The sequence below is a fragment of the Mycobacterium alsense genome (genome assembly GCF_002086635.1).
Lineage (GTDB): Bacteria > Actinomycetota > Actinomycetes > Mycobacteriales > Mycobacteriaceae > Mycobacterium > Mycobacterium alsense.
In genome coordinates this window covers 126,251-152,228 of sequence record NZ_MVHD01000002.1, presented here as the reverse complement: position 1 = coordinate 152,228, position 25,978 = coordinate 126,251, and the positions used below count along the sequence as shown (strand labels likewise).

General features: G+C 70.9%; 25 protein-coding genes and 1 pseudogene. 13 read left to right on the top strand and 13 right to left on the bottom strand.

What is annotated here, in order from left to right; all coding sequences use genetic code 11:
- From BST11_RS02120 to BST11_RS02100, 5 genes are read left to right on the top strand one after another with little or no spacing between them, the layout of a single operon-like run.
- Positions 1 to 2,337: a CaiB/BaiF CoA-transferase family protein gene (locus BST11_RS02120; protein WP_083136362.1), complete on the top strand. Its 2,337-nt coding sequence runs from the start codon at positions 1 to 3 to the stop codon at positions 2,335 to 2,337.
- 1 nt (position 2,338) lies between these two features.
- Entirely contained in the window at positions 2,339 to 2,668 is a 330-nt protein-coding gene (locus BST11_RS02115) for a hypothetical protein (RefSeq protein ID WP_083136361.1), read from the top strand.
- Positions 2,658 to 3,821: a thiolase family protein gene (locus BST11_RS02110; RefSeq protein WP_083136360.1), complete on the top strand. Its 1,164-nt coding sequence runs from the start codon at positions 2,658 to 2,660 to the stop codon at positions 3,819 to 3,821. Before BST11_RS02115 ends, BST11_RS02110 begins: the two co-directional genes overlap by 11 nt.
- On the top strand, positions 3,818 to 4,258 hold the full coding sequence (locus BST11_RS02105; protein WP_083136359.1) for a Zn-ribbon domain-containing OB-fold protein: 441 nt from the start codon (positions 3,818 to 3,820) through the stop codon (positions 4,256 to 4,258). The genes BST11_RS02110 and BST11_RS02105 overlap by 4 nt, the downstream gene beginning before the upstream one ends.
- Positions 4,255 to 4,902, top strand: a complete 648-nt coding sequence (locus tag BST11_RS02100; RefSeq protein ID WP_083136358.1) for a MarR family transcriptional regulator — start codon at positions 4,255 to 4,257, stop codon at positions 4,900 to 4,902. The genes BST11_RS02105 and BST11_RS02100 overlap by 4 nt, the downstream gene beginning before the upstream one ends.
- Here BST11_RS02100 and fadD1 read toward each other — a convergent pair.
- The 3 genes from fadD1 to BST11_RS02085 all read right to left on the bottom strand — a co-directional run bounded on the left by fadD1 (position 4,847) and on the right by BST11_RS02085 (position 8,184).
- The gene (gene fadD1, locus BST11_RS02095) at positions 4,847 to 6,478 is read right to left on the bottom strand and encodes a fatty-acid--CoA ligase FadD1 (protein ID WP_083136357.1); all 1,632 of its coding nucleotides are present in this window, start codon (positions 6,476 to 6,478) and stop codon (positions 4,847 to 4,849) included. The two genes, BST11_RS02100 and fadD1, sit on opposite strands and share 56 nt — an antisense overlap.
- 75 nt (positions 6,479 to 6,553) lie before the next feature.
- The gene (locus BST11_RS02090) at positions 6,554 to 7,315 is read right to left on the bottom strand and encodes an SDR family NAD(P)-dependent oxidoreductase (RefSeq protein ID WP_083136356.1); all 762 of its coding nucleotides are present in this window, start codon (positions 7,313 to 7,315) and stop codon (positions 6,554 to 6,556) included.
- Between the two features lie 38 nt (positions 7,316 to 7,353).
- On the bottom strand, positions 7,354 to 8,184 hold the full coding sequence (locus BST11_RS02085) for an alpha/beta fold hydrolase (RefSeq protein WP_083136355.1): 831 nt from the start codon (positions 8,182 to 8,184) through the stop codon (positions 7,354 to 7,356).
- 66 nt (positions 8,185 to 8,250) lie between these two features.
- On the opposite strand from BST11_RS02085, the gene BST11_RS02080 reads away from it, so the two are divergent.
- Positions 8,251 to 8,859 carry a TetR/AcrR family transcriptional regulator gene (locus BST11_RS02080; RefSeq protein ID WP_083136354.1) on the top strand — a complete coding sequence of 203 codons (609 nt, stop codon included), beginning with the start codon at positions 8,251 to 8,253 and terminating at the stop codon, positions 8,857 to 8,859.
- Positions 8,860 to 8,890: 31 nt separating this feature from the next.
- On the opposite strand, the gene BST11_RS02075 is transcribed toward BST11_RS02080, so the two are convergent.
- Complete coding sequence (locus BST11_RS02075; RefSeq protein ID WP_083136353.1) at positions 8,891 to 9,829, bottom strand: extracellular catalytic domain type 1 short-chain-length polyhydroxyalkanoate depolymerase; 939 nt, start codon at positions 9,827 to 9,829, stop codon at positions 8,891 to 8,893.
- Positions 9,830 to 9,903: 74 nt separating this feature from the next.
- Between BST11_RS02075 and BST11_RS02070 the strand changes: the two genes are divergently transcribed.
- Positions 9,904 to 10,356, top strand: coding sequence for a MarR family winged helix-turn-helix transcriptional regulator (locus tag BST11_RS02070; RefSeq protein ID WP_083136352.1), 453 nt, complete (start codon positions 9,904 to 9,906; stop codon positions 10,354 to 10,356).
- A 75-nt stretch (positions 10,357 to 10,431) separates the two neighbouring features.
- Entirely contained in the window at positions 10,432 to 10,701 is a 270-nt protein-coding gene (locus BST11_RS02065) for a DUF4242 domain-containing protein (protein ID WP_083136351.1), read from the top strand.
- Here the strand turns inward: BST11_RS02065 and BST11_RS28910 are convergent.
- Complete coding sequence (locus BST11_RS28910; RefSeq protein WP_083136350.1) at positions 10,594 to 13,617, bottom strand: helix-turn-helix transcriptional regulator; 3,024 nt, start codon at positions 13,615 to 13,617, stop codon at positions 10,594 to 10,596. The genes BST11_RS02065 and BST11_RS28910 overlap by 108 nt on opposite strands.
- 156 nt (positions 13,618 to 13,773) lie before the next feature.
- Here BST11_RS28910 and BST11_RS02055 point away from each other — a divergent pair, with 156 nt between their 5' ends.
- The gene (locus BST11_RS02055; RefSeq protein ID WP_083136349.1) at positions 13,774 to 15,162 is read left to right on the top strand and encodes an FAD-binding oxidoreductase; all 1,389 of its coding nucleotides are present in this window, start codon (positions 13,774 to 13,776) and stop codon (positions 15,160 to 15,162) included.
- Here BST11_RS02055 and BST11_RS02050 read toward each other — a convergent pair.
- The gene (locus BST11_RS02050; protein WP_244897448.1) at positions 15,159 to 15,944 is read right to left on the bottom strand and encodes a PaaX family transcriptional regulator C-terminal domain-containing protein; all 786 of its coding nucleotides are present in this window, start codon (positions 15,942 to 15,944) and stop codon (positions 15,159 to 15,161) included. The two genes, BST11_RS02055 and BST11_RS02050, sit on opposite strands and share 4 nt — an antisense overlap.
- A 60-nt stretch (positions 15,945 to 16,004) precedes the next feature.
- On the opposite strand from BST11_RS02050, the gene BST11_RS02045 reads away from it, so the two are divergent.
- Positions 16,005 to 17,189 (top strand): aromatic ring-hydroxylating oxygenase subunit alpha, encoded by a 1,185-nt coding sequence (locus BST11_RS02045; protein ID WP_083136348.1) that lies wholly within the window; start codon positions 16,005 to 16,007, stop codon positions 17,187 to 17,189.
- Here BST11_RS02045 and BST11_RS02040 read toward each other — a convergent pair.
- The 6 genes and pseudogenes from BST11_RS02040 to BST11_RS26980 form a co-directional block, all read right to left on the bottom strand.
- Complete coding sequence (locus tag BST11_RS02040) at positions 17,176 to 17,985, bottom strand: polysaccharide deacetylase family protein (RefSeq protein WP_083136472.1); 810 nt, start codon at positions 17,983 to 17,985, stop codon at positions 17,176 to 17,178. The two genes, BST11_RS02045 and BST11_RS02040, sit on opposite strands and share 14 nt — an antisense overlap.
- Positions 17,986 to 18,204: 219 nt before the next feature.
- The gene (locus tag BST11_RS02035; protein WP_142276160.1) at positions 18,205 to 19,596 is read right to left on the bottom strand and encodes an alpha/beta hydrolase; all 1,392 of its coding nucleotides are present in this window, start codon (positions 19,594 to 19,596) and stop codon (positions 18,205 to 18,207) included.
- 42 nt (positions 19,597 to 19,638) lie between these two features.
- Positions 19,639 to 21,885 carry a heavy metal translocating P-type ATPase gene (locus tag BST11_RS02030; RefSeq protein ID WP_083136347.1) on the bottom strand — a complete coding sequence of 749 codons (2,247 nt, stop codon included), beginning with the start codon at positions 21,883 to 21,885 and terminating at the stop codon, positions 19,639 to 19,641.
- Positions 21,882 to 22,094: a heavy-metal-associated domain-containing protein gene (locus tag BST11_RS02025; protein ID WP_083136346.1), complete on the bottom strand. Its 213-nt coding sequence runs from the start codon at positions 22,092 to 22,094 to the stop codon at positions 21,882 to 21,884. The genes BST11_RS02030 and BST11_RS02025 overlap by 4 nt, the downstream gene beginning before the upstream one ends.
- A 226-nt stretch (positions 22,095 to 22,320) precedes the next feature.
- Entirely contained in the window at positions 22,321 to 23,142 is an 822-nt protein-coding gene (locus tag BST11_RS02020; protein ID WP_083136345.1) for a mycofactocin-coupled SDR family oxidoreductase, read from the bottom strand.
- A 61-nt stretch (positions 23,143 to 23,203) separates the two neighbouring features.
- Positions 23,204 to 23,332: pseudogene (locus BST11_RS26980) on the bottom strand (sulfotransferase family protein); the annotation flags it as partial.
- 325 nt (positions 23,333 to 23,657) lie between these two features.
- On the opposite strand from BST11_RS26980, the gene BST11_RS02010 reads away from it, so the two are divergent.
- Positions 23,658 to 24,131, top strand: a complete 474-nt coding sequence (locus BST11_RS02010; protein ID WP_083136343.1) for an SRPBCC family protein — start codon at positions 23,658 to 23,660, stop codon at positions 24,129 to 24,131.
- Between the two features lie 86 nt (positions 24,132 to 24,217).
- Positions 24,218 to 24,688, top strand: a complete 471-nt coding sequence (locus tag BST11_RS02005) for a DUF417 family protein (RefSeq protein WP_083136342.1) — start codon at positions 24,218 to 24,220, stop codon at positions 24,686 to 24,688.
- Here BST11_RS02005 and BST11_RS02000 read toward each other — a convergent pair.
- Positions 24,612 to 25,286 (bottom strand): TetR/AcrR family transcriptional regulator, encoded by a 675-nt coding sequence (locus BST11_RS02000; RefSeq protein WP_083136341.1) that lies wholly within the window; start codon positions 25,284 to 25,286, stop codon positions 24,612 to 24,614. The genes BST11_RS02005 and BST11_RS02000 overlap by 77 nt on opposite strands.
- Positions 25,287 to 25,352: 66 nt before the next feature.
- Here BST11_RS02000 and BST11_RS01995 point away from each other — a divergent pair, with 66 nt between their 5' ends.
- Positions 25,353 to 25,973: a TetR/AcrR family transcriptional regulator gene (locus BST11_RS01995; protein ID WP_083136340.1), complete on the top strand. Its 621-nt coding sequence runs from the start codon at positions 25,353 to 25,355 to the stop codon at positions 25,971 to 25,973.
- The last annotated feature ends 5 nt before the right edge of the window (positions 25,974 to 25,978 follow it).

Here is a 25,978-nt window from a genome sequence, read left to right as displayed (position 1 = left end):
GTGGCCGACCGGGCACCGTTCGCCGGCTGGCGGGTGCTGGAGCAGTCCAACGGCATCGCGGTGTCCTACTGCGGCAAGATGTTCGCCGACGCCGGCGCCGACGTCGTGAAAATCGAGGCGCCGCAGGGCGACTCCATGCGTCGCTGGTCGGCCGGCGGCCCGCCGGGCGCGCTGTTCGGCTATCTGGCGGCCGGCAAGAGGTCGGTGGTCGCCGCCCGGCCGGAGGCGGCGGCACTGCTCGCCGGCGCGGACATCGTGCTCACCGACCTGACCGACGCCTGGGCCCTCGACGACCTCACCGCCCACACCGGTCCGTCGGCGGTGGTGGTGGCGGTGACGCCGTTCGGCACCGCCGGCCCGTATGTCGACGACCAGCTCATCGCCAACGAGTTCATCCTGCAGGCGTTGTGCGGGTCGATCGCCGGACGCGGCTGGCCCGGTGACGAGCCGGTGCAGGCGGGCGGGCGGCTCGGCGAGTGGCTGGCGGGCACCTTCGCCGCCGCGGTCGCCGCCGCCGCGGCCCGCCACGCCGCCCGGGGCGGCCGCGGGGAGGTCGTCGACGTCTCGACCTACGAGGCGATGGCCATCGCGATGGGCGGCCTGTCGGCCATGTCCGCCAGCGTGCTGGGCGCGGATTCGCTGCTGCACCAACGCAGCCTGGAGCTGCCGTCGATCGTCCCCACCGCCGACGGCATGGTCGGGTTCTGCACCATCACCGCGCAGCAGTTCCAGGACTTCCTGGTCATGATCGACCGGGCCGACCTGGTGGACGACGCCGAGCTGGCATCGTTCGCGGGTCGCGTCGAGCGCCGCGACGAATTCCTCGCCATGGTCACCCGGTGGACCCGGGCGCGCAGCACGCAGGAGATCGTCGACCTCGCGGTAGCGTTGCGAATCCCGGTGGCTCCGATCGCGACACCCGAAATGCTGCCGACGATCGATCATTTCGTTCAACGCGGCGTGTTCACCGAATCGGAGCGGGGTGTGCTGCAGCCGCGGGTACCCTATCGCAGCGACGCGATGACGACCCGGCCGCCCGGCGTGCCGCCGGAACTCGGCGCCGACGCCGGGCGGGTCCACTGGCCGCCGCGGCCGCGCCGGCCCGAGGGCGCCGACGCCGACGCGCTGCCGCTTTCCGATACCCGGATCACCGACTTCACCGCGTTCTGGGCGGGACCGGTCGCCACGCAGCTGCTCGGTGCGCTGGGCGCCGACGTGATCAAGATCGAGGGCGTGCGCCGGCCCGACGGCATGAGGTTCTCCGCCGGGCGCCCCCCGGACTGGGACCAATGGTGGGAGTGGGGCCCGGTGTTCCTGTGCAGCAACAACAACAAGCGCGGCATCAGCGTCGAGCTCGGCACCGAGGCCGGCCGTGCTGTCGCGTTGGAGCTTGTCGCGGCAAGCGATCTCGTCATCGAGAACTTCTCCCCCCGGGTGATGGCGAATTTCGGGTTGGAGTGGGACGCCGTGGCGGCCGCGAACCCGCGCGCCATCATGGTCCGGATGCCGGCGTTCGGTCTCGACGGCCCGTGGCGTGACCGCGTCGGCTTCGCGCAGACGATGGAGCAGGCGACGGGGATGGCGTGGATGACCGGGCATGCCGACGGCCCGCCGGTGATTCCGCGCGGCGTGTGCGACCCGATCGCGGGACTGCACGCCGCGTTCGCCGCGGTCGCGGCGCTGGTGATCCGGGACGGCGACGGCTTCGGCATGCTCGTCGAGTCCACCATGGTCGAGGCCGCGCTGAACGTGGCCGCCGAGATGCTGGTTGAGTACTCGTGCAACGGAATCAAGCTGCGGCGCAACGGAAATCGCGGGCCGGGTGCTACACCGCAGGGCGTCTACCCGTGCCGGGGCGAGGACGAATGGGTCGCCCTGGCCGCGATGGGTGACGCCGCGCGGGTCGGGTTGGCGCGGCTGATCGACCGAACCGAGCTCGGCGCGGACGAGGACGGGTGGCGGGACCGTGCCGACGAGATCGACAAGCAGATCGCCGAATGGGCCGCCCGCCGTGCGGTGGCCGACGCGGTCGATGCGCTGCGCGCGGCCGGGGTGGCTGCCGCGCGCGTCACCGCGGCGGCGGAACTGCTGAACGATCCGCAGTTGCTCGCCCGCGGCTTCTGGGAAACCGTCGACCATCCGGTCGCGGGCTCGTTCTTGTGCACCGGGATGCCCTTCGCGTTCCTGGGCAGGCCGCGGCGCTGGATCAGGCGGGTGCCGCCGCTGTACGGCCAGCACACCGATGAGGTGCTCACCGGCGTGCTGGGGCGCGGGAGACGGGATCTGGCCGAATTGCGCGCCGCCGGGGTCACCAGCGTGCGGCCGGCGGGCTTGTGACGTGGCCGTGACGTTGTGCGTGCCGCCGCGTCCGGGCGAGCTGTGCGCGCCGGTCCGGTTCCTGGTGCGCCGGGACTCGGTGGTGATGGAACTGACTGCGCGCCACCGGATCACCGGGGTCGAGTGGGACGAGCGCGAACGCGCGGTCGCGATGGTCGTGGAAATCACCGACCCGCAAACCGCGCGGCCGGTCGACGTGCGCATCGACGTGGTGGAACCGGGCGCCGCGCCGTCCGATCAGCGGACCACGACGATCGGAACCATCGAGCGGGACGGACGCAGCTACGACGTCGTGGGCACCTACCTGGGAGTTGTCGCGGATGAAAACTAGGCCGAAGCGCACCGCGGCGATCGTCGGGGTCCACAACACGCGTCAGGGGCGTCGCCTGGACGGCGAAACGTCGCGCGGCCTCGCGCTCCAGGCCATCCACGGGGCGCTCGCCGACGCCGGCCTGGGCCTCGACGACGTCGACGGAATCAGCGCCGGCCCGCTGTCCACGGCGCTGATCTACGACCTGCGCCTCGGACCGGCCTGGCAGGGACTGGCCTTCGGGGTCGGCATGATCACCGAGGCGGCCACCGCGATCGAGCACGGCATGGCCGACGTCGTCGTCCTGGTCGCCGCCCAGGCGGGCGAGTACCGCGACCACGAGGCCACGGCCCCGTGGACCCGGCCCGAAAACGAATTCGTGGCGCCGTGGGGGATGTTCACCGCCGCCGAGTTCGCGCTGATCGCCCGGCGACACATGCACGTGTACGGGACGACCCGCGAGCAGCTGTCCATAGTGGCCGCCACCATCCGCAACAACGGTTCGCGAAACCCCGAAGCCGTTTACTACCAACGGGGTCCGTTCACGCCCGAGGACATCACGGCGTCGCGGCCCATCGCCGACCCCTTTCACCTCCTCGACTGCGCCACCACCTCCGAGGGAGGATGCGCGCTCGTCGTGGCCGACGTCGATGCCATCGACGTCGCGAGCCAACCCATCTACGTGCTGGGCAGCGGGGCCGACTTCCACGGCCCGTCGTATCAGCATCCACCGGCGTGGGACCTTGCCGGCCGGCGGGGAGATCACGTGAACGGTGTGGTCGGCAGGCGCGCGGCCGAGCGCGCGTTCGGCCACGCCGGACTGCGGCGGGAGGACATCGACGTGCTCGAACTCTACGACCCGTTCTCCTTCGAAATCATCCGCCAGCTCGAGGCTTTCGGCTTCTGCGGCGACGGCGAGGGCGGACCGTTCGTCGCCGACGGCCACATCGCGGTCGACGGCAGCCACCCGGTGACCACCGACGGGGGAACGATGTCCTTCAGTCACGCGGGGTCCAACCCGCAGATGATGCAGCGGGCCGTCCGCGCCGTCCAGCAGCTGCGCGGCCAGGCCGGCGAGCTGCAAGTGCCCGACGCGCACATCGCGTTGTGCAGCAACGGGGGAGCGGGGGCCCTGTTCACCACGGTGCTGATCCTGGGAGACGAACCGCTGTGACCTCGACGACTTCCGACACCCCCGAACCGCTGCGACCCCAGGCCGGGCCCGTTCCCCACGCCAGCAGCCACCTCAGCGTCCCGTTCTGGCGGGGTTGCCAGGCGGGCGAGCTGCGCTACCAGCGCTGCGGGGACTGCGGCCGGGCCAACTTCCCGCCGACCGAGCAGTGCCGCCAATGCCTTTCGGCCGAACTGCGGTGGGAGCGCAGTGGCGGCCTGGGCGACATCTACAGCTGGACGGTGGTGCATCGTCCGGTCACCGCGGAGTTCCGGCCGCCCTATGCACCGGCGATCGTGACCCTCGACGAGGGGTACCAAATGCTGACCAACGTCGTCGGGGTGGCGCCGGAGGACCTGGCGGTCGGGATGCGCGTGCGGGCGCAATTCCACGCCGCCGGACCCGACGTCACGCTGCCGTATTTCACCGGGGCCCCGTGAGCCCCGCGCGCGGCACCGACGCCCTGCCGACCACCGCCTACCTGGTGCTGGGCGTGTTGGCGGCCAACGACGAACGGCTCACCGCCGGTGAGATCAAGATGCGCGCCGAGCTGTCGGTCGGACACTTCTATTGGTCGCCGTCGGTCAGCCACGTGCGGCGCGAGCTCAACCGGTTGCTGCAGCGCGGCCTGGTCGGTGAGACCGGCGCGCAGTCCGGCAGGCGCGCCATCACGCTCTACGAGACGACGGACGCCGGGCTCGACGCGCTGCGGCGGTGGGTCCAACGCTTCCCGGGCGAGGACCGGGTGGTGATCAAGCACCCGGTCATCCTCAAGACCTGGCTCGCCCGCGGCGGCGACCCGGAACACGTAATCGACACGCTGGATCGCCATCTCGAGGCCACCCGCACCCGGCTGGACGAGGCGCTGTGGTCGCGGCAACGCTCCCGCGAACTCGGCATCATCGACGATCCGGGCCAGCGTTTCTCGTTCGCCGTCCTCGACTACGCGATCCGCGGCCTGTATGCGGAGATCGCCAACATCGCGCAGCTGCGCGACGAGATCGCCGGCGGCACCAGCCGGGACCCCGTCAAGCGGGTGCGACGGGCAAAGGGGCAGATCCGCCGCCGGGCACCGCGGGGTTAGCGCGCCGGTACGCCGTGCCGCGCGCCGCGCGCTCCCACACGGTTTCGCCCGCGGCCACGGAAGTTCCCCGGGCGATCAGCTCGCGCTTGAGCACCTTGTGCGTGGCGGTGCTGGGCAGGTCGGCGGCGATGCGGACGTATCGGGGCCAGGCTTTCGGCGACAGGTCGGGCTGTGCGCCGAGGAACGCTTCCAACGCGTCCGGGTCGAGCTCGGCGCCGTCGTTGAGGACGAGCGTGGCCATGACCTGATCCCCGACCCGCTCGTCCGGCACCGCGTACACCGCTACGCGGTTGACCGCACTGTGCCGCAACAGGATTCGCTCGATGGGCGCCGCGGCCATGTTCTCGCCGTCGACCCGCATCCAGTCGGCCGTGCGGCCGGCCAGGTAGATCCACCCGTCGGCGTCGCGGTAGGCCAGGTCCCCGGACCAGTACATGCCGTGGCGCATGCGCTCGGCGTTGGCGTCGGGATCGTTGTAGTAGCCGGTGAAAAAGCCGGATCCCGCCGTGTTGACCAACTCGCCCACCGCCTCGCCGGCGTTGACCAGCGCCCCGTTGGCGTCGAATCGCGCGACCGCGCATTCGGTGACGGTGTCGCCGTTGTAGATGGCGACCCCGTCGACCCCGCGGCCGATCGAGCCCTTCGGCGTACCGGGTTCGCGGATCACGATGACCGCGTTCTCCGTGGAGCCGAACCCGTCCTCGACCTGAACCCCGAACCGGCGCGCGAACTCCTCGATGTCCTTGTCGTTGGCCTCGTTGCCGAATGCCACCCGCAACGGGTTGTCGGCGTCATCGGCGCGTTCGGGGGTCGCCAGGATGTAGGCGAGGGGCTTGCCGACGTAGTTCATGTACGTGGCACCGTAACGGCGGACGTCGTGGAGAAAATTGCTCGCCGAGAACTTCGCCGGCACGATCGCCGCGCCGGAGGCCACCGCGGGCGCCCATCCCGCGACGACCGCGTTGGAGTGAAACAGCGGCATGGACACGTAGCAGGTGTCCTCGTCGGTCAGGGCGAAGCGCTCGACCAGGCTGAGACCGGCGATGGTCGCCATCAAGTGGGATACCTGCACCGCCTTGGGATTTCCACTGGTTCCCGACGTGAAGATCATCATGAACGCGTCCATGGCGGTGACATCGCGGTGGGGGACCAGCTCGCGCGCGGCGCCGACGAATTCGGACCACCGCGGCGCCGAGGCGTCCAGGATCCGCGCGCCCGCCAGGTCCAGGCCGTCCAGCAACGGCCGGTGCTCGGCGTCGGTCACGACGAACTGACAGTCCGCCCGCCGGACGTCGGCGGCCAGCGCCTCGCCGCGCCGCGTGGTGTTCAGGCCGCACAGCACATACCCGCCCAGCCCGGCCGCCGCCATCTGCGCCAGCATCTCGGGGGTGTTTCCCAGCAGGGCGCCGACGTGCAGCGGCCGTTGCGGATCGGCGGCCTCGATCAAAGCCGCCGCCCGCGCGGCCGACTCCGCCAGATACCGGCTCCAACTCCATTGCACGTCCGCGTGTTTGACGGCGACGGCGGCATCGGACAGCCGCTTGCGCAGCAACGCCTGAATCGTGTCGTCGGCCATCGGGGCGATCCACCTTTACTTCACGAGACGAGACGGTCCGTCTTATCGTAGCGGGCGGGTGAGCGGCGCCCGGTGCTAGCCGCCCACCATCATCAGGCCGCCGTCCACGGCGAGCAGCTGCCCGGTGATGAAGCCCGAGCCGGGACCGGCCAGAAACACCAGCATCGGCCCGAGGTCCCGCGCCGGCTCCCCCAGTGCCCCACCCAGCGGGATCATCATCTTCATCTGCTGGTCGATGAGGGCGCCGGCCTCCGGGCCGAGGAACTCCCGGAGCCGGTCGGCCCCGGGCGTCTGGACCGCGGGCGCAAGGGCGTTGACGGTGACGTTGTCGGCGGCCCAGGCCTTGGCGGCCGATCGCGTCCACGCCTGCACCGCGCCCTTGGTCGCGGCGTAGACGGCCGAGATGGGGCTGCCCATAACGGCTTCCGACGATCCGAAGTTGACGATCCGGCCCCCCTTGGGGTCTTGCTCCTTCATCGCGGCGTAGGCCGCCTGATTGGTCAGGATGGTGGCCTTCACGTTGGTGTCCAGCAGGAAGGAGATCTCGTCGTCGCCGATGTATCCCGGGATTCCGGCCTGCCACAGCCCGGCGGCGTTGACCAGAACGTCGAGGCCGCCCAGGTGCTCGACGGCCCGTTGCACCATTGCCGAAACCGCCTGGGCGTCACGGACATCGCACGGCAGCCAGGCGGCGGCGAGGTCGTCCGGCGGCGGGGTCCGATGATAGGTGGCGGCCATGTCGGCCCCCGCCGCCGCGAGCACCGAAACGGCGGCCGCGCCGATCCCGGTCGCCCCGCCGGTGACGAGGATCCGGCGGCCCTGCAGCACGTTTTCCATGCCGAGAGCGTAATGCCGGCCAGGCGCGGGGAAGGGCCCTAGGCGCGCACCGCGATCGACGACAGCAGGTCGGCGAGCCGCTCGGGCTGGTCCACCATCGAAAACGTCCGCGCCCCGGCGATGACCTCGAGGCGGGCGTTCGGGATGGTTGCGGCCAGCCGTTCGCCGTCCCCGAGTTCGAAGAACACGTCGTCGGCCGACCAGGCGATCAGCGCGGGCTTGTCGAACCCGGGCAGCCGCGCGGCGACGCCGGTGGTCACCTCCGTGCGCAGCGAGAGGGTGAACTGGCGCAGGTCCTCGGCGACGGCCGGGTCGGACAGGCCCGGACGCACCCAGGCCGCCGTGAGGTCGTCGATGTTGCGGTGCGCCAGCCCGTCGAACGCGCGCTTGCGCACGGCCGGCGCGCGCATCGCCTGGGCCACGGCCCGAAACGTCGTCTTCGACTTGGCCGCCAGGATGATCGGCTTGAGGATCGGCGGCGGAAAGTGCTCGAAGGCATCGCAACTCGTGAGCACGAGCGCGCCGAGGCGCTCGGGGTGATGCACGGCCACGAGCTGGGTGACCACCCCGCCGGTGTCGTTGCCGACCAACACCACGTCATCGAGGTCGAGGGCCGCGAGCGTCTCCGCGACGATGCCCGCCACGCCGGTGATCGTCCGGTCGGCGCCCGGGCGCAGTGGCTGCGGATGCGCGCCCAGCGGCCAGGTCGGGGCGATGCAACGCAGGCCACGACCGGCGAGGCGTTCGCCGACCTGCCGCCACAGTTGGGCGCCCATCATGTAGCCGTGGACGAACACGACGGGCCTGCCCTCGTCGGGTCCGGTTGCTTCGTAATGGATGGTCCCGGCACTAATGTCGATCGTCGGCATCGGACAACTCCTAGGTAGAGGACATTTACAAACAGGCTGTCTGTTCGTAAGTTACCAACAGGTTGTATGGAAATCAAGAGACGGACACAGGAGGAGCGCTCCGCGGCGACCCGCGACGCGCTGATCTCGGCCGCCCGCAGGCTTTGGGGCCGGCGCGGCTACGCGGAGGTGGGGACGCCCGAGATCGCCTCGGCCGCGGGCGTCACCCGGGGCGCGATGTATCACCAATTCGCCGACAAGGCGGCGCTTTTTCGTGCGGTGTTCGAGGCCGTCGAGCAGGACGTGATGGCGCGGATGGCGACGCTAGTCGCCGAGTCGGAGGCGACGGTGCCCGCCGACGCGATCCGCGCCGCGGTCGACGCATGGCTGGACGTCTCGGGGGACCCGGAGGTGCGGCAGCTGATGCTGCTGGATGCGCCAAGTGTCTTGGGCTGGGCCGCGTTTCGTGAGGTCGCACAGCGGTACAGCCTCGGGATGACCGAACAGTTGCTCAGCGAGGCCATCAATGCGGGACAGCTTGCCCGGCAGCCGGTCCGGCCGTTGGCCCACGTGCTGATCGGCGCGCTCGACGAGGCGGCCATGTACGTCGCGGCCGCGGAGGACCCCGAGCGCGCCCGCCGGGAAACCGGGGAGGTGCTGCACCGGCTCATCGACGCGATGCTCGGCGAACGTTGACCCTCGCGGCCCGCGCGACGCCCGCGGTGGCCTAGTGGGCCCGCGTGAAGAACTGCCAGATCGTGTCCGTGGCGTCGAGCGCCGTCGACGGGCCGGGAATCCCCGCGAGCTCCGTCAGCGGGCTGGGCTCGCCGCCGGGCCACTGGTGGCCGGCCCCCGCCACCGCGATCAACTCGACGGTGCGCCCGTCGGCGCACCCGGCCCGCAGGGTGGTCACGCTCGCGGTGGTGGCCGACGTCGGCGGCCCGCATGCGTCGATGGCTCGCCAGGTGGCGTTGACCGACTCCACCGAGGGGCCGTCCACGCGCGGATTCCCGTTGATCGCGAAGGCCTTTCCGGGCCCGCCGTTGTAGGGCACCCGGTCGTCGGCGGTGCCGTGGATCTGCAGCACCGATGCCGGCCGGGCCCGGGAGCAATCGGTCAGCAGCGTGCCGGCCACGGGGGCGACCGCGGTGAAGGCGTCGCTCTGGCAGGCCAGCCGAAGCGCCATCATGGCCCCGTTGGACATGCCGGTGGCGTAGACGCGCGCCCGGTCGATGGGGACCTCGTGTGCGATGGCGGCCACCATCGCGGTGAGGAAACCGACGTCGTCGACGTTCTCGCGCTGCGGTTGCCCGCAGCATGTCCCGGCATTCCAGGCGCGGTGGAGCCCGTCGGGGTAGGCGACCAGAAAATGCCCCCGGTCGGCCTCGGCGTCCCAGTGGTAAAACCGTTCGGCCTGGGCGCCGTTGCCGAAGCCGCCGTGCAGCATCACCACCAGTGGCGCCGCGTCGGGCAATCCCTGCGGCCGGTACAGGTGGAAGGTCCTGCCGACCCCGCCGGCATCGATGGTCTGGGTGGACCGCCCGACCGGAATCGGTTGGGCGCCCGGCGTTCCCAGCGCGTGCCCGCCACCGGCGCACCCGCCGAGCGCGACCACCAGCATCGAGGCGAGACAGGCGCCGAACACCCGGGAGCGCAGCGATCGCATGGACCCATCGTGGCAGCGGAAGCCAGATTTGACAAGTTACTTGTCAAAGTTGCGGTGGGTGGCACACTCGTTCCATGCGACCCGACGCCGACTGGAAGCCCACGGTCCCGGCGCTGGTGAACTCGGTGGCCGCCGCGGGGGCGCCCCGCTTGAGGGCGGCGTTTGCCGCTGCCGGGCTGGACGGGATCCGCCCCGCGCAAGCGGTGGCACTCGCGGCGCTGCGCGCCGGCGGCCTGCACGCGTCCGATTTGGCCGACCGGCTCAAGGTGAGCCGCCAGGCGGTGGCCCAGGGCGTCGCGAGCCTGGAGCGGCACGGCTATGTCACCCGAGTGGCCGATCCCGGCGACGCCAGGGCCCGCATCATCGAGCTGACGCCCCGCGGCCGGCAGGCGCTGCGCGTGATGCGTTCCCACGCACTCGATTTGGAGAGACGCTGGGAACGCGCCCTGGGCGCCCGGCGACTGGGGGAATTCCGCGAGACCTTGCAGCTGTTGCTGTCCGGTGAGACCGAATCTCCCGGCGGCTGACGCCGACCGGAAATTTGCTGGTGTTGAGCGTCACGCGGGGCTAGGTTCGACCCAAGACAGCGACAGGAGTCCTTCGTGCCCATCTTCATGGTCGAGCGCAACTTTGCCGAGGAACTCGAACCCAGCTTCGAGGTCGCCGACGGCATCAACCGGATCAACGACCACGAGGGCGTGCGCTGGATGTACTCGTTCCTGTCGGCCGACAAACGAAAGACGTACTGCCTGTACGAGGCGCCGTCACCCGAGGCCATCCGCACCGCGGCCGCCCGCGCGGGCCTGCCGGCCGATGTCATCGTCGAGGTGCGCGACCGCCTCACGCCCGACGGCGCTTTGGCCGACATCTGAAGGGGCCCGCCCGAGCAGCTCGTGGTCGGCGGCGTACATCGCCGCCTGCGTGCGGTTCGCGGCGCCGGTCTTGGTCAGGATGTTGCGCACGTGGTTGGCCGCGGTGTTGGTGCTGATGTAGAGGCGCTCGCCGATCGCGCGATTGCTCAGCCCCTCGGCGAGCAGCCGGAGCACCTCGACCTCGCGGTCCGTCAGCCCGTCAGGTCCCTGGAAGTTCGTGGTCAGCAACGAATCCGCCAGGTCGACGACACGCTTCTGCCCGATGGGTGCGGCGATGGCGCGGGCCTCGTCGGCCAGGCGCCGTGCCTCCTCGGCGCGGCCGTGCGACGCGGCGAACATCGCGCGGCGGGCCAGGGTGTCGCTGACGTGAACCACCGAGCCCATCCGCTGGTCCATCTCCAGGGCCGCGCCGAAAAGGCGCTCGGCCGACGCCGCGTCCCCGTCCAGCGCGGCGATCCGGGCGAGGTAGCGGTCGGCGCTGCCGAACAGGGCGACGAACTGGCCGGCCACCAGATTCTTGCCCGCGTAGCGGGATAGGTGCGGGCGCAGCGCCTCGAGCGCCCCACGGTTGCCCAGCTCCAGCGCCGCCTCGACCATGAACACGAGTTCCATGGGCCACTGGGCGTCGTCCGCGCGGTCGTCGAACTTGCGGTTCATCAGGTGGGTCAGGGCGCGGGTGATGCCGGCTTCGCAGCCCAGCTCGGTGTACAACGCGAGCAGGCCGGGCACCCACCGCCCGGCGAAAGTCTCGGCGCCGTCGATGAATCCGGCGAACCTGCCCAGGTCCCCGGTTTCGCGCCGGATCATGAACATCTGGACGCCGTTGGAGCCCTCGGTGTCGTCCGCGTCGAACAAATCGCCTGTGCGCAAGGCGATGTCGGCCCAGCGCTCGGCCCCGGCGAAGTCGCCGCGAAGGAAGGCCAGCGCCTGCTCGACGCAAGCGCCGACGTAGCCGAAGACGGGTTGCCCGATGGCCTGGCCCGCCCGCCGCATGTCCGCGGTCGAGGCGGCGAGGTCGTCGGGCCGGCCGGCCAGATAGCTGACCATCGCGCGAAAATGTGAGGACGCGCCCAGCGTCTCGTAGTCGCGGCGTGCCAACGCCATTCGCGAAACCTCGGCCGAACGTTCCGCCTGAACTTCGCACAGCTCCGGGGTGAGCCCGTGCCACAGGCTGGTCTTGAGCGTGTGCATCAGCACGGCCGGATCGCCGGAGGCCCGGGCTTGATCGATGGCGTTGTTGCCGACTTCGCGCGCTCGCGCCGCCTCGCCGGCGAAGGCAAGTGCCCGCCCGAAATTGCCGAGCGCCTGCACGTAGCGCGGGTCGCCGGTGTCCAGCCCGCAGGTCTCCAGCGCCGCCGCAAGCAGGTCGGCCGCCGTCGAATCGGACTGGCCGCGGCGCCAGTTCGCCTCCTCGTAGCCGACGGCCGCGCCGAGGCGGATCAGCGGGTCGTCCATCGCGCTGATGCGTTCGTAGATCGCCCGCGAACGGACGAAATCGCCTGCGCGCACATGATTTGCGGCCGCGTCGAGGTCCAGCCGCGCGCGATCGGTGCGACTCAACTCGGGCAGCGACGCCGCCCGCTCGAACCAGCGCGCCGCGACCTCGTAGGCCTGGCTCTGCTCGGCCATCCGGGCCGCCTGATGCGCATACCGCAGCGCCTGCTCGTGGTAGCCCAGCACGTGCGCGCGCAGGTAGTGGTTCGCCAGGCGCGGAACGACCGCGGGATCCGCCCGGCCCTCGAGCGCCTCGGCGGCCCGCGCGTGCATGATCCGGAGCCGCGACGCCGCCATCCCGCCCACGACGGCCTCTCGGGTGAGCGCGTGCACGAACGAGAATTCGCCGTCGGAGTCGCGAACCGGCCGGATCAGCCCGACGCCCTCGGCCGCGTCGACCGCCGCCAGGGTCGCGGGGAGATCGGTTTCGCTGGCGGCGATGAGCGCCGGCAGGTCGAACGTCTCGCCCAGGACCGCCGCCTGTTCGACGACTCCCCGGACGCCGGCCCCCAGCCCGCTGAGGCGGCGGGTGATGGCGTCCCCGATCGAGGCCGGGACCGTCTGCTGCGCGCCCAGGGCGGCCAGCCCGCCCCGGGCCTCCAGGTCGCTGACGAGTTCGGTCAAAAAGAACGGATTGCCGCCGGTCTTGTCGCGCAGCAGGGCGGCGGCGGTGCGCGCCGACGCCGGGGCCAGCTGCTGGGTGCGCCGCACGAATTCGGCGATCGCCTCGGTGTCCAGCCCGGCGAGGTCCAGGCGCCGGATGCCGTCGAAGCGATGCAATTCGGCCAGCCGGGTGGTGAGCTCGTCGGAGCGGTCCGGTTCGGTGCTGCGGAACGTGGCCACCACCAGCATGCGGGCGTCGGCACAGCCGACCAGGACGCGTTCGAGCATCGCGAGGGTGGGCAGGTGCGCCCAATGCAGGTCGTCGAGGATCAGCGCGATCGGGCGATCCTGCGCCAGGCGCCGCAGGAACCCCGTCATCGCCTCGAAAAGCGCCTGCCGCGGCGACGTGACCTCCGCCGCGGGGCCGGAGTCGGGCAACAGCCGGTCCACCAGGGGCGACAGCCGCCGCAGTTGCGGTCCCGCGTCGCCCAAAACGTCCGCCATCGAACCCGGCGTGTTGGCGGTCAGCAGGCGGTCCAGCACCTCGGCGAACGGAGCGTAGGGCACGTCCGCGTCGGCCGTCGAGCTCCCGACGAGGACGGCGACGTCGTGGTCGGCCAGCGTGCCGGCCACCTCGGCGGCCAGACGCGTCTTGCCCGCCCCGGGTTCGCCGCCGATGAACACCGCCTGACGGCTGCCGCCCTCGGCACGCTCCCAGGCCTGCTCGAAGGCGGCCAGCTCCGCAGCGCGGCCGACGAGCGGGCCGCGGCGGCGCGCCACCAGGTCGGCCGGAAGCGGTGGCGGTACCCACTGCGCCATGCAAACAACGTAGCCGCCTCGGCTCCGGTCGGTCGATAGTCAGATGTGACTATCGTGGAGTGCCTCGGAAATGCTCCGTTGTGGTCATGACGCGCGGCCCGCGGCCCCCATAGCGTCGCGGCATCGAGCTTCCCGAGCAAACAAGGAGGGCGGGACATGGGCCTGGCAACCGCAACCGGCCAACTGCGCGGCCGCTTCGGAGCGGAGGCCATCCTGCCCGACGATCCCGGTTACGACGAGGCGCGGGCGCTGCACAACGGCATGATCGACAAGCGGCCCGCGGTGATCCTCCGCTGTGGGTCCGCCACCGACGTCGCGGGCGCTCTCGACTTCGCCCGCGAGTTGGGTCTCCCGGTCGCCGTCCGCGGCGGCGGCCACAACGGCCCGGGTTTCGGCAGCGTCGAGGGGGGCCTCGTCATCGACCTGTCTTTGATGAACCGCGTCGACGTGGACGCCGATCGGAGAATCGCCCGCGTCCAGGGCGGCGCCACGTGGGCACACGTCGACGGCGCGACCCACGCGCACGGCCTGGCGACACCGTCCGGCATCATCTCCAGCACCGGGGTCGGCGGGCTGACTCTGGGCGGCGGCCACGGCTACCTGACCCGCAAGTACGGGCTGACCATCGACAACCTGCTGGAGGCCGAGGTCGTGCTGGCCGACGGGCGCCTGGTGAGCGCGTCCGAATCGGAGCACCCCGATCTGTTCTGGGCACTGCGCGGGGGCGGCGGAAACTTCGGCGTGGTCACCTCGTTCACGTTCCGGCTGCATCCGGTGCACACCGTGATCTGCGGCCCCACCGTGTGGCCCGCGTCGGCCACGGCCGACATCCTCAAGTGGTACCGGGATTTCCTGCCCGCACAGGACGACGATCTCTACGGGTTCTTCGCGAGCATCACCGTCCCGCCGGCGCCGCCGTTCCCCGAGGCCTTCCATCTGCAAAAGGCCTGCGCCGTGGTCTGGTGCTACGGCGGCGACCCCGCCCGGGCCGACGAGGCGTTCGCGCCGGTCCGCCAGATGCAGCCGGCCTTCGAGGGCCTCGTCGCGGCCCCCTATCCCGCGCTGCAGTCCACCTTCGATGCCCTGTACCCCAAAGGCCTGCAATGGTATTGGCGCGGTGACTTCTTCCGGACGGTGCCCGACGGCGCGGTGGATGCCCACGCCCGTTTCACCGAGGAGTTGCCCACGATGCACTCCACGATGCACCTCTACCCGGTCGACGGCGCGGTCCATCGGGCGGGCCGGACCGACACCGCGTGGGCCTACCGGGACGTGAACTTCTCGCAGGTCATCGCGGGAGTCGATCCCGATCCGGCCAACGCGGAGGTTTTGCGACGCTGGACGAAGGCCTACTGGGAAGCCACCCACCCGTATTCGGCCGGCGGCGCCTACGTCAACTTCATGATGGACGAGGGCCAAGACCGGGTCCGCGCCACGTACGGCCCGAATTACCAGCGACTCAGTGAGATCAAGGCGCAATACGATCCGGCCAACCTGTTCCATATCAACCAGAACATCGTCCCGGCGCGATCGCGCGAAACCTAAGGTCGGCGGAAGGCGGCGTTCATTCGTTGCTTGAACGCCCGATCGAAACGGCGGTACGTGGCGCGCAATGCGGGTCCCGGCCAGCGGTCGCCGGTGAATTCGGGGGGCAGCACGGGGTCGAGCTGGAGGTGGCGGACCACCGCGATCGACAGCGCGAAGTCGTGGGTGAAGCTTTCGGCCGAATCCTCGCGGTCGGCCGCCGTCAGCGCGGCGTTCATCGAATCGACGAGCGCACCGGCGCCGTCCGCCCAGGCCGTCAGGGAAAAAAGCGAGCGCACCCGGTCCGCGCCGATGTCCGTCGCGGCACCGTGAAAGTGGGTGCACTGGCGGTCCAGCACCGCCCTGCACGCCGGGAACCGTTGCGGGTCAAGGTTGTCCGGGCGAATCCACACGCCCTCGCGCAGCTCAGCCAGGTGCAGGGCGGCCGCGGCCTTCCTCAGCTCGAGGCGCTCAGCGGCCGGCCTGCGCTCCAGCGCGACGATCGCCAGTTCCCACGTCCCGTCCCACCGGCGCGTGACGGCGTCGTCGAACCGGGCGGCCTCGTCGACGCGCTCTCGCCGCTCCGACAAGCGCCCGGCGAGCGTGTAGGTGCCGTCGCCGGCGGTGAGCTCCCCGGCGGACGCCATCCGCCACAGGCAGGTTCGGGCCGCGCCGGGGCTGATACCGAAAAGCGATGCCACCGCGACCAATTCCGCCACACTGAGGCTTCCGCGGTCGGAGCCCAACAGGGCCGACGCCAGCACCGAACGCGCGCTCAACGGCCGGACGTCGATCGGGTCCACGAATCGCAACGATATCACCAAATCGTTGACGCGTGGCGATAGAAGTGTGATACTGCACGAATGAGCTCGCCGGCGACGTCGGTGCTGGCCGACGATGTGGAGATCGTCCGGCGCATCCTCGCTCATATCGACGCCGGCACCACCGACGAGGGCGAGGCCTGGCGTGAACCGGTCGAAAATTACTTGAGCCCGGGGCGTTTCGCCGCGGAACTGCGGATGCTTCGTGCGATGCCGAGCGTGTTCGTCCCCTCGGCGAGCATCCCGGGTCCGGGTGACCACGTGGCGCGGACCGCCTTCGGCGTGCCCCTGTTCGCCGTGCGCGGGCGGGATCGGCGGGCGCGGGGGTTCCGCAACGCGTGCCGGCATCGTGGCTTCGCCCTCGTCGAGGGGGCCGGTTGCTCGAACGCGTTGGTGTGCCGCTACCACGGCTGGACGTATCGTCTGGACGGTTCGCTGTCGCACGTGCCGCACGCCGAGGCGTTCCCCGGCTTGGACGCGTCGGCCCGCGGCCTGGTCGAGGTCGAAAGCCGCGAGGTGGACGGGCTCGTCGTCATCGGCGCGCTCGAGGCTGTCGACGAGGGCGCGCGGGCCCGGGCGCTGGCCGCGCTGGCCGCGCTGGCCGACGGCACACCGTGGCGGGACAAACTGGTGCCGGCGCAGCGACTCGTGCATGTGGATTCGACCGTGCGGGCCATGAATTGGAAGGTGCTCGTCGAGCAGTTCCTCGAGGGGTATCACATCCGATCGACGCACAAAGACACCTTCTTCCCGGTGCAGTACGACGACCTGAACGTGGTCGAAACCTTCGGCCCGAACAGCCGAATCACGTTCCCGTACCGCAACATCGAGCGGCTGCGTGACCGACCCGAGGCCACCTGGACGACGGACGCGCGGGCGACCTACGTGTATCAGCTGTTTCCCAACGTCATGATCGCGACGTTCCCGGATCTGGTGCTCGTGATCGCGATCGACCCGGTCGACGTCGACCACAGCGCCGTCGTCGTCTATTCGATGGTCAGGGGAGACCGCGCGCCGTCGGAGCCGCCCCGGGACCCGGCGGGGGCGGGCGGCTTCATCACGCGCGGCGCGGTTGAGGACAACGAGATGTCCGCGGGTGTGCAGCACGGATTGCGCGCGGGCGCAAACGAATTCGTCGAATTCGGCAAGCACGAGAGCGCGATTGGGCACTTCCACGCCACCCTTGACGAGCGGCTGGCCCGGATGGCGGGCGCTACGGCGTCTTGAGGAAGACGTCGTTGAGCGTGACGGTGCGCAGGTTGCGGTCGCGGATGATGTCGACGAGTTGGCCGTAGACGTGCGTGACCGGCAGGTGATTGAGATGGCCGATGACGATGGATTGCGGGGTGAAGTACTGGTCGGCCATCTTCACGATGTAGTCCTCGGTGATCAGCGTGGAATCCGACAGCGAACCCGACCATAGCGTCGGAACGGTGTAGCCGAGGTCGGCGGCCACGGCGTCGACGGCGGCGTTGCGCTTCGCGTACGGGGGCCGCCAGTACGGTTTCGCGCCGACACCGTAGGTCTTCTTCAGGAATTGATCGTTGCGGGAAAGCTGCTCGGCGATCTGCTCCTTCGACAACGTCGTCAAATCCGGGTGTGACCAGGTGTGGTTGCCCAGCTGGATCTGTCCGGAGTCGACCAGCGGCCTAAGCGCCTGCACGTTTTCGGTCCACGAGTCGTAGACGCCGTTGACGAAAAACGTCAGCCGGACACCGGTGTCCTCGGCGAACTGCGTGTAGGCGCGCACCACTTCGCTGTTGACGCCGTCGTCGACGGTCAGCGCCAGCAGATCGCCTTCGCCGGGGATCTTGGTCAGCGCGCCGCCGCCGGGCAGCGGGATGCGGGCGCCCGGCGGCGGGGGAGGCAGCAGGGCCGACGGGGCGGTGGGACCCGACGTTGCCACGCCCACCGGAGGCGTCTGGGCGAAGGTCCGGGGCTGCGGGTCGACGACCAGGCGGGCCGCGCCCACGCCGGCGACGGTGGCCGCGGCCAGCGCCCCGAGGAACCGGCGGCGATTCAGCTCCCCTTCGGCACGACTCGGGACCGAAACGCGCCGAGTGCGGTGCGACGTTCGCGCCCGCGACCGGCCGCCGCGGGTGCCCGCTTCGCCAAGCGCCGAGCCAAACTCCGTCGTCACAGCAGCGAACCGTATCATCGCGGGTTTCGTTATGCCGGGTTCGTTGCAGGAGGGTCAGCTGTGAATTCGGCGTCGAAAAGGTAACGGCTCCCGTGTGCCGGATCAATGTGGCGCGCCCCCGCTGCGCTGCGGCAACGGGACGGGCTCGGCGTTCGGGGTGCCCAGCGCCGAGGCCAGCCACGGCAGCGCCGCGGCGAAGGCCTGGGCCGCGAACGGCCAGTCGTGCCTGCCGGGCTGGCTGACCACCGCGCAGCCGATCCCGTTCGCCGTGGCGATCGAGCAGAGCGCGTGCGCGGCGGCGTCCTGGCCTTCCGGGTTGGCCTCGGGGTCGGCGGTGGGGGCGCCCAGGGCGGGGCTGGCTTCCTGCGCGACGGTGCGCGGACCGGACGATGCGGGGACGTCGAACCACCCCGACAGCCCGGTGTACGGCCCGTGCCGGGAGATGACGGTGGCCGGGTCGAACGCCGACCAGGCGGCGCCGTCGCCGCCGAACAGCCGGGCGATCGTCTGGTCCTTCGATCCGACGGAGGGGCTGCGGTCACCCGCGATGTCGACGAACGCGCTGAACAGTTCGGGATGCATCACGGCCAGGTCGACGGCGCAGGTGCCGCCCATCGACCACCCGGCGACGCCCCAGTTGGCCCGGTCGGCGCTCACCCCGAAGTTCGAGACGACGAACGGGACCACCTCCTTGGTCAGGTGATCGGCGGCGTTGCCGCGGGTGCCGTTGACGCACTCGGTGTCGTTGTCGAACGAGCCGGTGGGATCGACGAACACCAGCACCGGGGAGAAGCCGTGATGCCGGGCCGCGAAGTCGTCGATGGTGGTGAAGGCGCCGCCGGGGCGCAGCCAGTCGGCGGGGGTGTTGAATGCCGAACTGATCATCATCACCGCCGGCAACCGGGGCGGGGGATTGCTGTTGAACCAGGCCGGCGGCAGGTAGACCAGTTCCTGGCGATGGGGGAAGTGCGAGGCGTCAGCGCTGATCGTCACCGGCACCACGACACCCTTGTCCGGCTTGGTGCCCTCGAGCTGCATCGCGGTGACGCGCAGCCGATCGACCTGATCGGGCAGCGGGGCCGAGGTCAGCTGGTCCCACGCGGCCAGCACCGTGGGGAAGTAGCCGACCCAGCCGTTCAGGGCCAGGGCCGCGCACAGCGCGCACAGCGGAACCGATGCCAGCGCCACGCCGCGACGCCACCAGCGCGCGCCGGACCAGCCCAGCACCAGCACCGCGAGGGCGAGTCCGCTCATCGCGATCCACAGCCACAGCGACACCGGTGCCGGATCCCCGGCCAGGCCGATCGACGTGATGTACCAGTAGGCCAGCGCCGTGGCCAGCGCCGCGACGCCCACCGCTACCGGCAGTGCCCAACCGCGCCAGCGCCGGCGGCGCAACCCGACCGCGGCCACGGCCACCAGCAGCGCGAGCGCCTGAACCGCCACCGGCAACCAGCCATGCAGCAGGGACAGCTGTTCGACGAAATGGGGCAACGGTTGATGACCTTCGCTGAATCCGATCCCGGGCCAGATCAACTATCCCACAGGGTCCTCACGGGTCGTGCTTGCGAAGGAGCGCAGCCGCAGGCTGTTGCCGACGACGAACACGCTGGACAACGCCATCGCGGCGCCCGCCAGCATCGGGTTGAGCAGGCCGAGCGCGGCCAGCGGGATCGCGGCGACGTTGTAGCCGAAGGCCCAGAACAGGTTCGTCTTGATCGTGCGCAGCGTCCGCCGGGACAGCCGGATCGCGTCGACCGCCGCGCGCAGGTCGCCGCGCACCAGGGTCAGGTCGGCGGCCTCGATCGCGACGTCGGTGCCGGTGCCCATGGCGAGCCCCAGGTCGGCGGCGGCCAGGGCCGCGGCGTCGTTGATGCCGTCGCCGACCATGGCCACGACCTTGCCCTGCAGGCGCAGGCGTTCGACGGCGGCGACCTTGTCGGCGGGCAGCACCCCGGCGATCACGGTTGCGATGCCGACCTCGTCGGCGATGCGCCTGGCGACCGTCTCGTTGTCACCGGTCAGCAGCACCGGCGTCAGGCCCAGCGCCTTGAGCTGCCGGACGGCCTCGTCGCTGGTCGGTTTGACGGTGTCGGCGACGACGAGCATCCCGCGCGCGCGGCCGTCCCAGCCGACGGCGACGGCGGTCTTGCCCTCCGCTTCGGCGCGCGCCTTGGCGGCCGTCAGCTCGGGGTGCTCGCCCCAATCGGCCAGCAGGCTTTCGCGGCCGACGGCGACGGCGTGGCCGTCGACCTCGCCCCGCACCCCCCGGCCGTCCTGGTTGGCGAAATCCCGGACCTGAGGCAGGGCGCCGAGTCGTGCCCTGGCGGCTTTGGCGATGGCCTGGGCGACGGGGTGCTCGGAGGCGTCCTCGACCGCCCCGGCATAGCGCAACAGCGTTTCCCGGTCGGTGTCCGGCCCGGCGACCACGCCGACGAGGGTCATCTTGCCGGTGGTGACGGTGCCGGTCTTGTCGAGCACGACGGTGTCGATCTTGCGCGTCGACTCCAGCACCTCGGGCCCCTTGATGAGCACGCCGAGCTGGGCCGCCCGGCCGCTGCCGACCAGCAACGCCGTCGGCGTCGCCAACCCGAGCGCGCACGGGCAGGCGATGATCAGCACCGCGACCGCGGCCGTCAGGGCCGTCGTGACGGGGAAGCCGAGGGCCAGCCAGATCGCGAGCGTCGCCGCCGCGACGACGATGACGACCGGGACGAACACGCCCGAGACGCGGTCCGCCAGCCGCTGCACCTCGGCCTTGCCGGATTGGGCGGCCTCGACGAGCCTGGCCATCTGCGCCAGTTGGGTGTCGTCGCCCACGCGGGTGGCGCGCACGACCAGGCGCCCGCCGGCGTTGACGGTGGCGCCGGTGACGGCGTCGCCCGCGCCGACCTCGACGGGCACCGGCTCGCCGGTGAGCATCGAGGCGTCCACCGCCGAGGAGCCCGAGACGACGATCCCGTCGGTGGCGATCTTTTCGCCCGGGCGCACCACGAACTCGTCGCCGACCCGCAGCCGGGCGACGGGGACGCGGGTTTCGACGCCCGGCATCTCCGGGCGCAGCACCGCGACGTCCTTGGCGCCGAGCTCCAGCAGCGCGCGCAGCGCCGCGCCGGCGCGCCGCTTGGAGCGCTTCTCGAAGTAGCGGCCGGCCAGGACGAACAGCGTCACGCCCGCGGCCACTTCGAAGTAGACGTTGTCCGTGCCGGCGCCGCGGGTCACGGTCAGCTCGAAGCCGTGGCGCATGCCCGGGTGCCCGGCCGTGCCCAGGACGAGGGCGTACAGCGACCACAGGAACGCCGACAGCGTCCCGACCGAGACGAGCGTGTCCATGGTGGCGACGCCGTGTTTGAGGTTCGCCCACGCGGCCGCGTGAAACGGGCTGCCCGCCCACGCGACCACCGGCGCGGCCAGCGCGAGCGACACCCATTGCCAGTAGGGGAACTCCCACGCGGGGACCATCGCCATCGCGATCACGGGGCCGGCGAGCACGGCGGCCCCGATCAGGCGGGCGCGCAGCGATCGCAGCTCGTCCGCCCCGTCATCCGCGGTGGGGCGCGGCAGCGCGGCGGTGTAGCCGGCCCTCTCGACCTCCGCGACCAGCGCCCGCAGATCGTATCCGGCGGGGACCGTCACGGCGGCCTTCTCGGTGGCGTAGTTGACCCGCGCGGCGACGCCGTCGAGCCTGTTCAACTTCTTCTCGATGCGCGCCGCGCAGGAGGCGCACGTCATTCCGGCGATCTCCAGCTCGATGCTGCGCACCGCATCGGTACCGGCCGTCATGCGACCAGCACCGCCTCGTAGCCGGCCTCGTCGACGGCGTCCAGGATCGCCTGCTCGTCGACCGGCGCCGCGCTCGCGACCACCAGCTTGCCGGTGCGCGCGCTGACGTCCACGCCCCGCACGCCCGGGACCCGGCTGACCTCGGCCTGGACGGCGGCCTCGCAATGCTCGCAGCTCATGCCGCTCACGCGATACTCGCTCGATGCCATGACGCGCTCCTATTCACCCATGCCGCAAAATACCCTAGGGGGGTATACTCACCTGCAACGCCGCGGTCCCTCGGGGTATTCCCGCGTTCGGGGTGATCACCGCGGCGAACGCAGGCAGCGCCATTCTGTCACTGCCGAAGGTGTGATCCGCCGCCGATGTGCAAGACCTGGCCGGTGCTGCACTCGCCCCGAAGAGCAGGCAACACTGCCGCGCTTCAGCCGCGCATCACACGTAACCGACGCCGATATCGACCGAAACCTGGGTGGCCGTGACCAATCTCGACTGGTCCGAAGCCAGCCACGCGACGGCGTCGGCGATGTCTTCGGGCTGGGCGATGCCCTCGGGCAGCAGCGGTTTGTGCATGCCGCGCAGATGCGGATAGGTATCCGCGGCCGACCGGAGCGCCTCGCGCATCCGGCCGGTTCCCATCGGGGTGGAGACCGCCCCGGGATTCAGGCTGTTGACCCGGATGTTGTGGCGGCCGAGCTCGGCGGCGAACGCGCGCGCCATCCCGACGACGGCGTGTTTGCTTGCGGTGTAGTGGACCATGAAGGACTGCATCTTGATGCCGGCGGCGGACCCGATGAGGATGATCGACCCGCCGCGACCGCCGTCGATGATGTGGTGGGCGCCGGCCATCACGGTGTTCCAGGTGCCGATCACGTTGGTGTCGATGGTGTCCCGGAACGCTTGGGGGGTGATCTGGTCCCAGGGTGCGGGGCTGCAGATCCCGGCGTTGGCGACGATGATGTCGAGGCGGCCCAGGTCGCCGACGGCGGCGTCGACCGCCGCTCGCAGCGCGTCGAAGTCGCGGATGTCGACCGCCGCGGCGACGGCCTTCCTGCCGCTGGCTTCGACCAGCCGTGCCGTCTCCGCCAGGTCGTCGGGCGTGGGGGAATCGTAGGGAACGCTGGAGGGCAACGGCCCCGCGATGTCGACCGCGATGATGTCGGCGCCCTCGGCGGCCAGGCGTACCGCGTGTGCTCGGCCCTGCCCGCGCGCCGCGCCGGTGATCAGCGCCGCCCTTCCCGAGAGTGATTGGCTCATCGGCTCTTTGGGTTCCCTTCTCTAGTCGCGAGTGATCTTGTCAAGCGGGTTGCAACGCTCGAACATTGAGCCGCCCGATGTAGGAACGGTCGATTGCGGCGCTGAACGATCCGATGATGTCGGCATACAGGTCGGCCACCGACAGGATGACGTCGGTGGATTCGCGGTGCGTCATCACGAACCGCGCGTCGTGCAGCCGGGCCTCGTCGCGCAGGGCGGACAACAGCAATCCCAGGCCTTCGCGGAACCCGTCCTCGCCGGAGTCGGCCAGGCCGGTGTGCGCGCAGGCCTCGCCGATGACCTCGTGGCTGGTCAGCACGGCGTCGGCCCGTCGGCCACCATCGCCGCATTGTTCACCATGACGTCATCCTGCAGCGTCATCGTCGACCTCCCTCACCTGAATACCAATTAGGCAAACGCCGGAGGACCTCGGGATCACCCCGCCTCGCGGAGCCGTGCCGGGAACCAGGCGTAGCCTCTACCTCGCGCCAGCCGCGGGCCGAAAGGAGACCGTCATGACCGTCAACGTCGTCGACGTGGGGCCCCATCAGGTGAGTCGGTCGGTCGAAGTGGACGCCCCGGCCGCCGAGCTCTACGCGATGGCCGCCGATCCGCGGCGCCACCACGAGCTGGACGGTTCGGGCACGGTGCGCGACAACATCAAAGTCCCGGCGGAACTCGTTGTGGGTTCGAAGTTCTCGACGCACATGAAGATGTACGGCCTGCCGTACCGGATCACCAGCACCGTGACCGCCCTCGATCCGAATGAACTGGTCGAATGGCGACATCCGCTCGGCCACCGCTGGCGGTGGGAATTCGAATCGCTGTCGCCGACGCGGACGCGGGTCACCGAGACGTTCGACTACAGCCGGGCCGGCGCGATCAAGAAGGCGCTGAAGTACTACGAGCGAACGGGCTTCCGGAAGGCCAATGCGGCGGGCATCGAGGCGACGCTGGCCAAGCTGCGCGATCGCTACGCGGGGCAGTAGGTCGCTGAACCCGATCGGGCTGGCAGTCGTGTTGCTCTCGGAACAGTTGCCGTCAGCAATCTATCGCCCCGGAGGGTTCTGTCTCGATGATCGACCGCCCGCATCGCGTCGCCCCGCTGCTCACCCGGTCGGGACAGCTGCTCGCCCGCTACGGCCTGGTGGTCGTGTTGGCCTGGATCGGGTTCGGCAAGTACGCGAAGATGGAGTCCCGCACGCTGATCGAGCACAGCCCGCTGATGAGCTGGATCTATGACGTGGCCAGCGTGACGGTGGTGGCCCGCGGGCTGGGGACCATGGAAATCGTTGCCGCGCTTCTCATTGCGCTGCGGCCGGTGCTGCCGAGCGCGTCGGCGCTGGGCAGCGCGCTGGCGGTGGCGCTGTTCCTGGGCACGCTGAGCTTCCTGTTCACGACTCCGGGGGCGGTGTCCAGCCACGCGGCCGGGCTGCCGGTGCTCTCGGCGCTGCCGGGCCAGTTCCTGCTCAAGGACCTCGTCTTGATCGGCGTTGCGGTGTGGACCCTCGGCGAAGCGCTGGCGGCGCGAAAAGCGTTCCCCTGATCAGCTGCTTGGCCGCGTCCAGCGTGGCGGCATAGGCCTCCGGGCTCAGGTTGGCCGCCCGCTCCGTCAGGCCGCGGGCCAGCGCGTAGATCGCGTCGACCGCTGCGTGCGCGTCGGTGCCCGGCGGCAGCGCCGGGGCGTCCCGGACGATCCCATCGATGATGTCGCGCACCGCTTTCAGTCCGGTGTGCCGCACCCGTCCGTCGCGCGGGTGGGCCGTGCGCTCCGCGCGCATCGCCCGGTCGAACGCGCTCAGGTGGGGATACTCGCGCGTCAATCGGGCCAGCTCGTCGAGCACCGCCTCGACGCGAGCGACGACGTCCTCGCCCCGCGCCGCGGCCGCCCGCAGCCTCGGGGCCGCGATCTCGTCGATTTCGCCGACGGTCGCGGTGAGCAGCTCGGACTTGTTCGGAAAATAGTGATACAGGCTGCCGCTGGTCATGTCGGCGGCCCTGGCGATCTCACGAATGGTCGCCCGGGAGTAGCCCACCTCGGCGACGCAGCGCATCGCCGCGCCGACTATCCGGGCCCGGGTCTGCTCGCCGTCGGCGCCCACCGGTCGCCCGAGCCGCGACGGCGCGGGCGCTCGTCTACCCATCGCACCTCCGCGCCGCGGGCGTGTAATTGATCGTCCGATTATATTCGCACGGGTGAGGCCATCACGATGACGCGGGCGCAACTCGGCCGCCCGGTCGGCGCCAGCGGCGAGGAGACCCGCCGGCGCATCATCGCCGCCACCATGCGCTGCGTGTCCAGGTCGGGCTACTCGCGGGCGACCATCCGCGAGATCGCCCGCACGGCACAGGTGACCAGCGCCAGCCTGTACAACTACTTCCCCAACAAATCGGAGTTGATCAAGGCGGCCGTCGCCGCCAGAACCGATGTCGCGCTGCCGCGACTGCGCCGCGCCGCCGCCCGCCCCGGCGGCGTCGTCGACCGAATCGAAGCGGTGCTCGACGAATCCGGCCGGCTGATGCGCGAGTACCCCGATCTCGCGGCGTTCGAGTGGGCCATCCGCGCCGACAGCGCGCTCGGTGACCGCGTGGCCGGCGACGCGGGGTTCGCCGCGTTTCGCGACATCATCGAGGGCGTCCTCGGCGACGCCGAGGGCGCCCCGGCCGATGCGCGGGGCGCCGCGGAGGCGGTCTATGCGCTGATCTACGGCCTGACCGAACTCGGGGCGTCGCTGCCGCCGCGCGACTACCACGCGGCCCTGGCGGCGGCCAAGCGCCTGATCCGGGGGACCCTGCTGGACTCGGCGGGAAGGGGCGAGGCATTGATATGATCAAA

Coding starts and splice junctions, on each gene's coding strand:
- BST11_RS02085 (WP_083136355.1), bottom strand. CDS start 8,184: ATGCCGACGATCGACATTAGTGCCGGGACCATCCATTACGAAGCAACC.
- BST11_RS02025 (WP_083136346.1), bottom strand. CDS start 22,094: ATGGCATCGAGCGAGTATCGCGTGAGCGGCATGAGCTGCGAGCATTGC.
- BST11_RS01995 (WP_083136340.1), top strand. CDS start 25,353: ATGACGCGGGCGCAACTCGGCCGCCCGGTCGGCGCCAGCGGCGAGGAG.
- BST11_RS02080 (WP_083136354.1), top strand. CDS start 8,251: ATGGAAATCAAGAGACGGACACAGGAGGAGCGCTCCGCGGCGACCCGC.
- BST11_RS02010 (WP_083136343.1), top strand. CDS start 23,658: ATGACCGTCAACGTCGTCGACGTGGGGCCCCATCAGGTGAGTCGGTCG.
- BST11_RS02005 (WP_083136342.1), top strand. CDS start 24,218: ATGATCGACCGCCCGCATCGCGTCGCCCCGCTGCTCACCCGGTCGGGA.
- BST11_RS02045 (WP_083136348.1), top strand. CDS start 16,005: ATGAGCTCGCCGGCGACGTCGGTGCTGGCCGACGATGTGGAGATCGTC.
- BST11_RS02070 (WP_083136352.1), top strand. CDS start 9,904: ATGCGACCCGACGCCGACTGGAAGCCCACGGTCCCGGCGCTGGTGAAC.
- BST11_RS02020 (WP_083136345.1), bottom strand. CDS start 23,142: ATGAGCCAATCACTCTCGGGAAGGGCGGCGCTGATCACCGGCGCGGCG.
- BST11_RS02090 (WP_083136356.1), bottom strand. CDS start 7,315: ATGGAAAACGTGCTGCAGGGCCGCCGGATCCTCGTCACCGGCGGGGCG.
- BST11_RS28910 (WP_083136350.1), bottom strand. CDS start 13,617: ATGGCGCAGTGGGTACCGCCACCGCTTCCGGCCGACCTGGTGGCGCGC.
- BST11_RS02075 (WP_083136353.1), bottom strand. CDS start 9,829: ATGCGATCGCTGCGCTCCCGGGTGTTCGGCGCCTGTCTCGCCTCGATG.
- BST11_RS02110 (WP_083136360.1), top strand. CDS start 2,658: ATGAAAACTAGGCCGAAGCGCACCGCGGCGATCGTCGGGGTCCACAAC.
- BST11_RS02055 (WP_083136349.1), top strand. CDS start 13,774: ATGGGCCTGGCAACCGCAACCGGCCAACTGCGCGGCCGCTTCGGAGCG.
- BST11_RS02030 (WP_083136347.1), bottom strand. CDS start 21,885: ATGACGGCCGGTACCGATGCGGTGCGCAGCATCGAGCTGGAGATCGCC.
- fadD1 (WP_083136357.1), bottom strand. CDS start 6,478: ATGGCCGACGACACGATTCAGGCGTTGCTGCGCAAGCGGCTGTCCGAT.
- BST11_RS02000 (WP_083136341.1), bottom strand. CDS start 25,286: ATGGGTAGACGAGCGCCCGCGCCGTCGCGGCTCGGGCGACCGGTGGGC.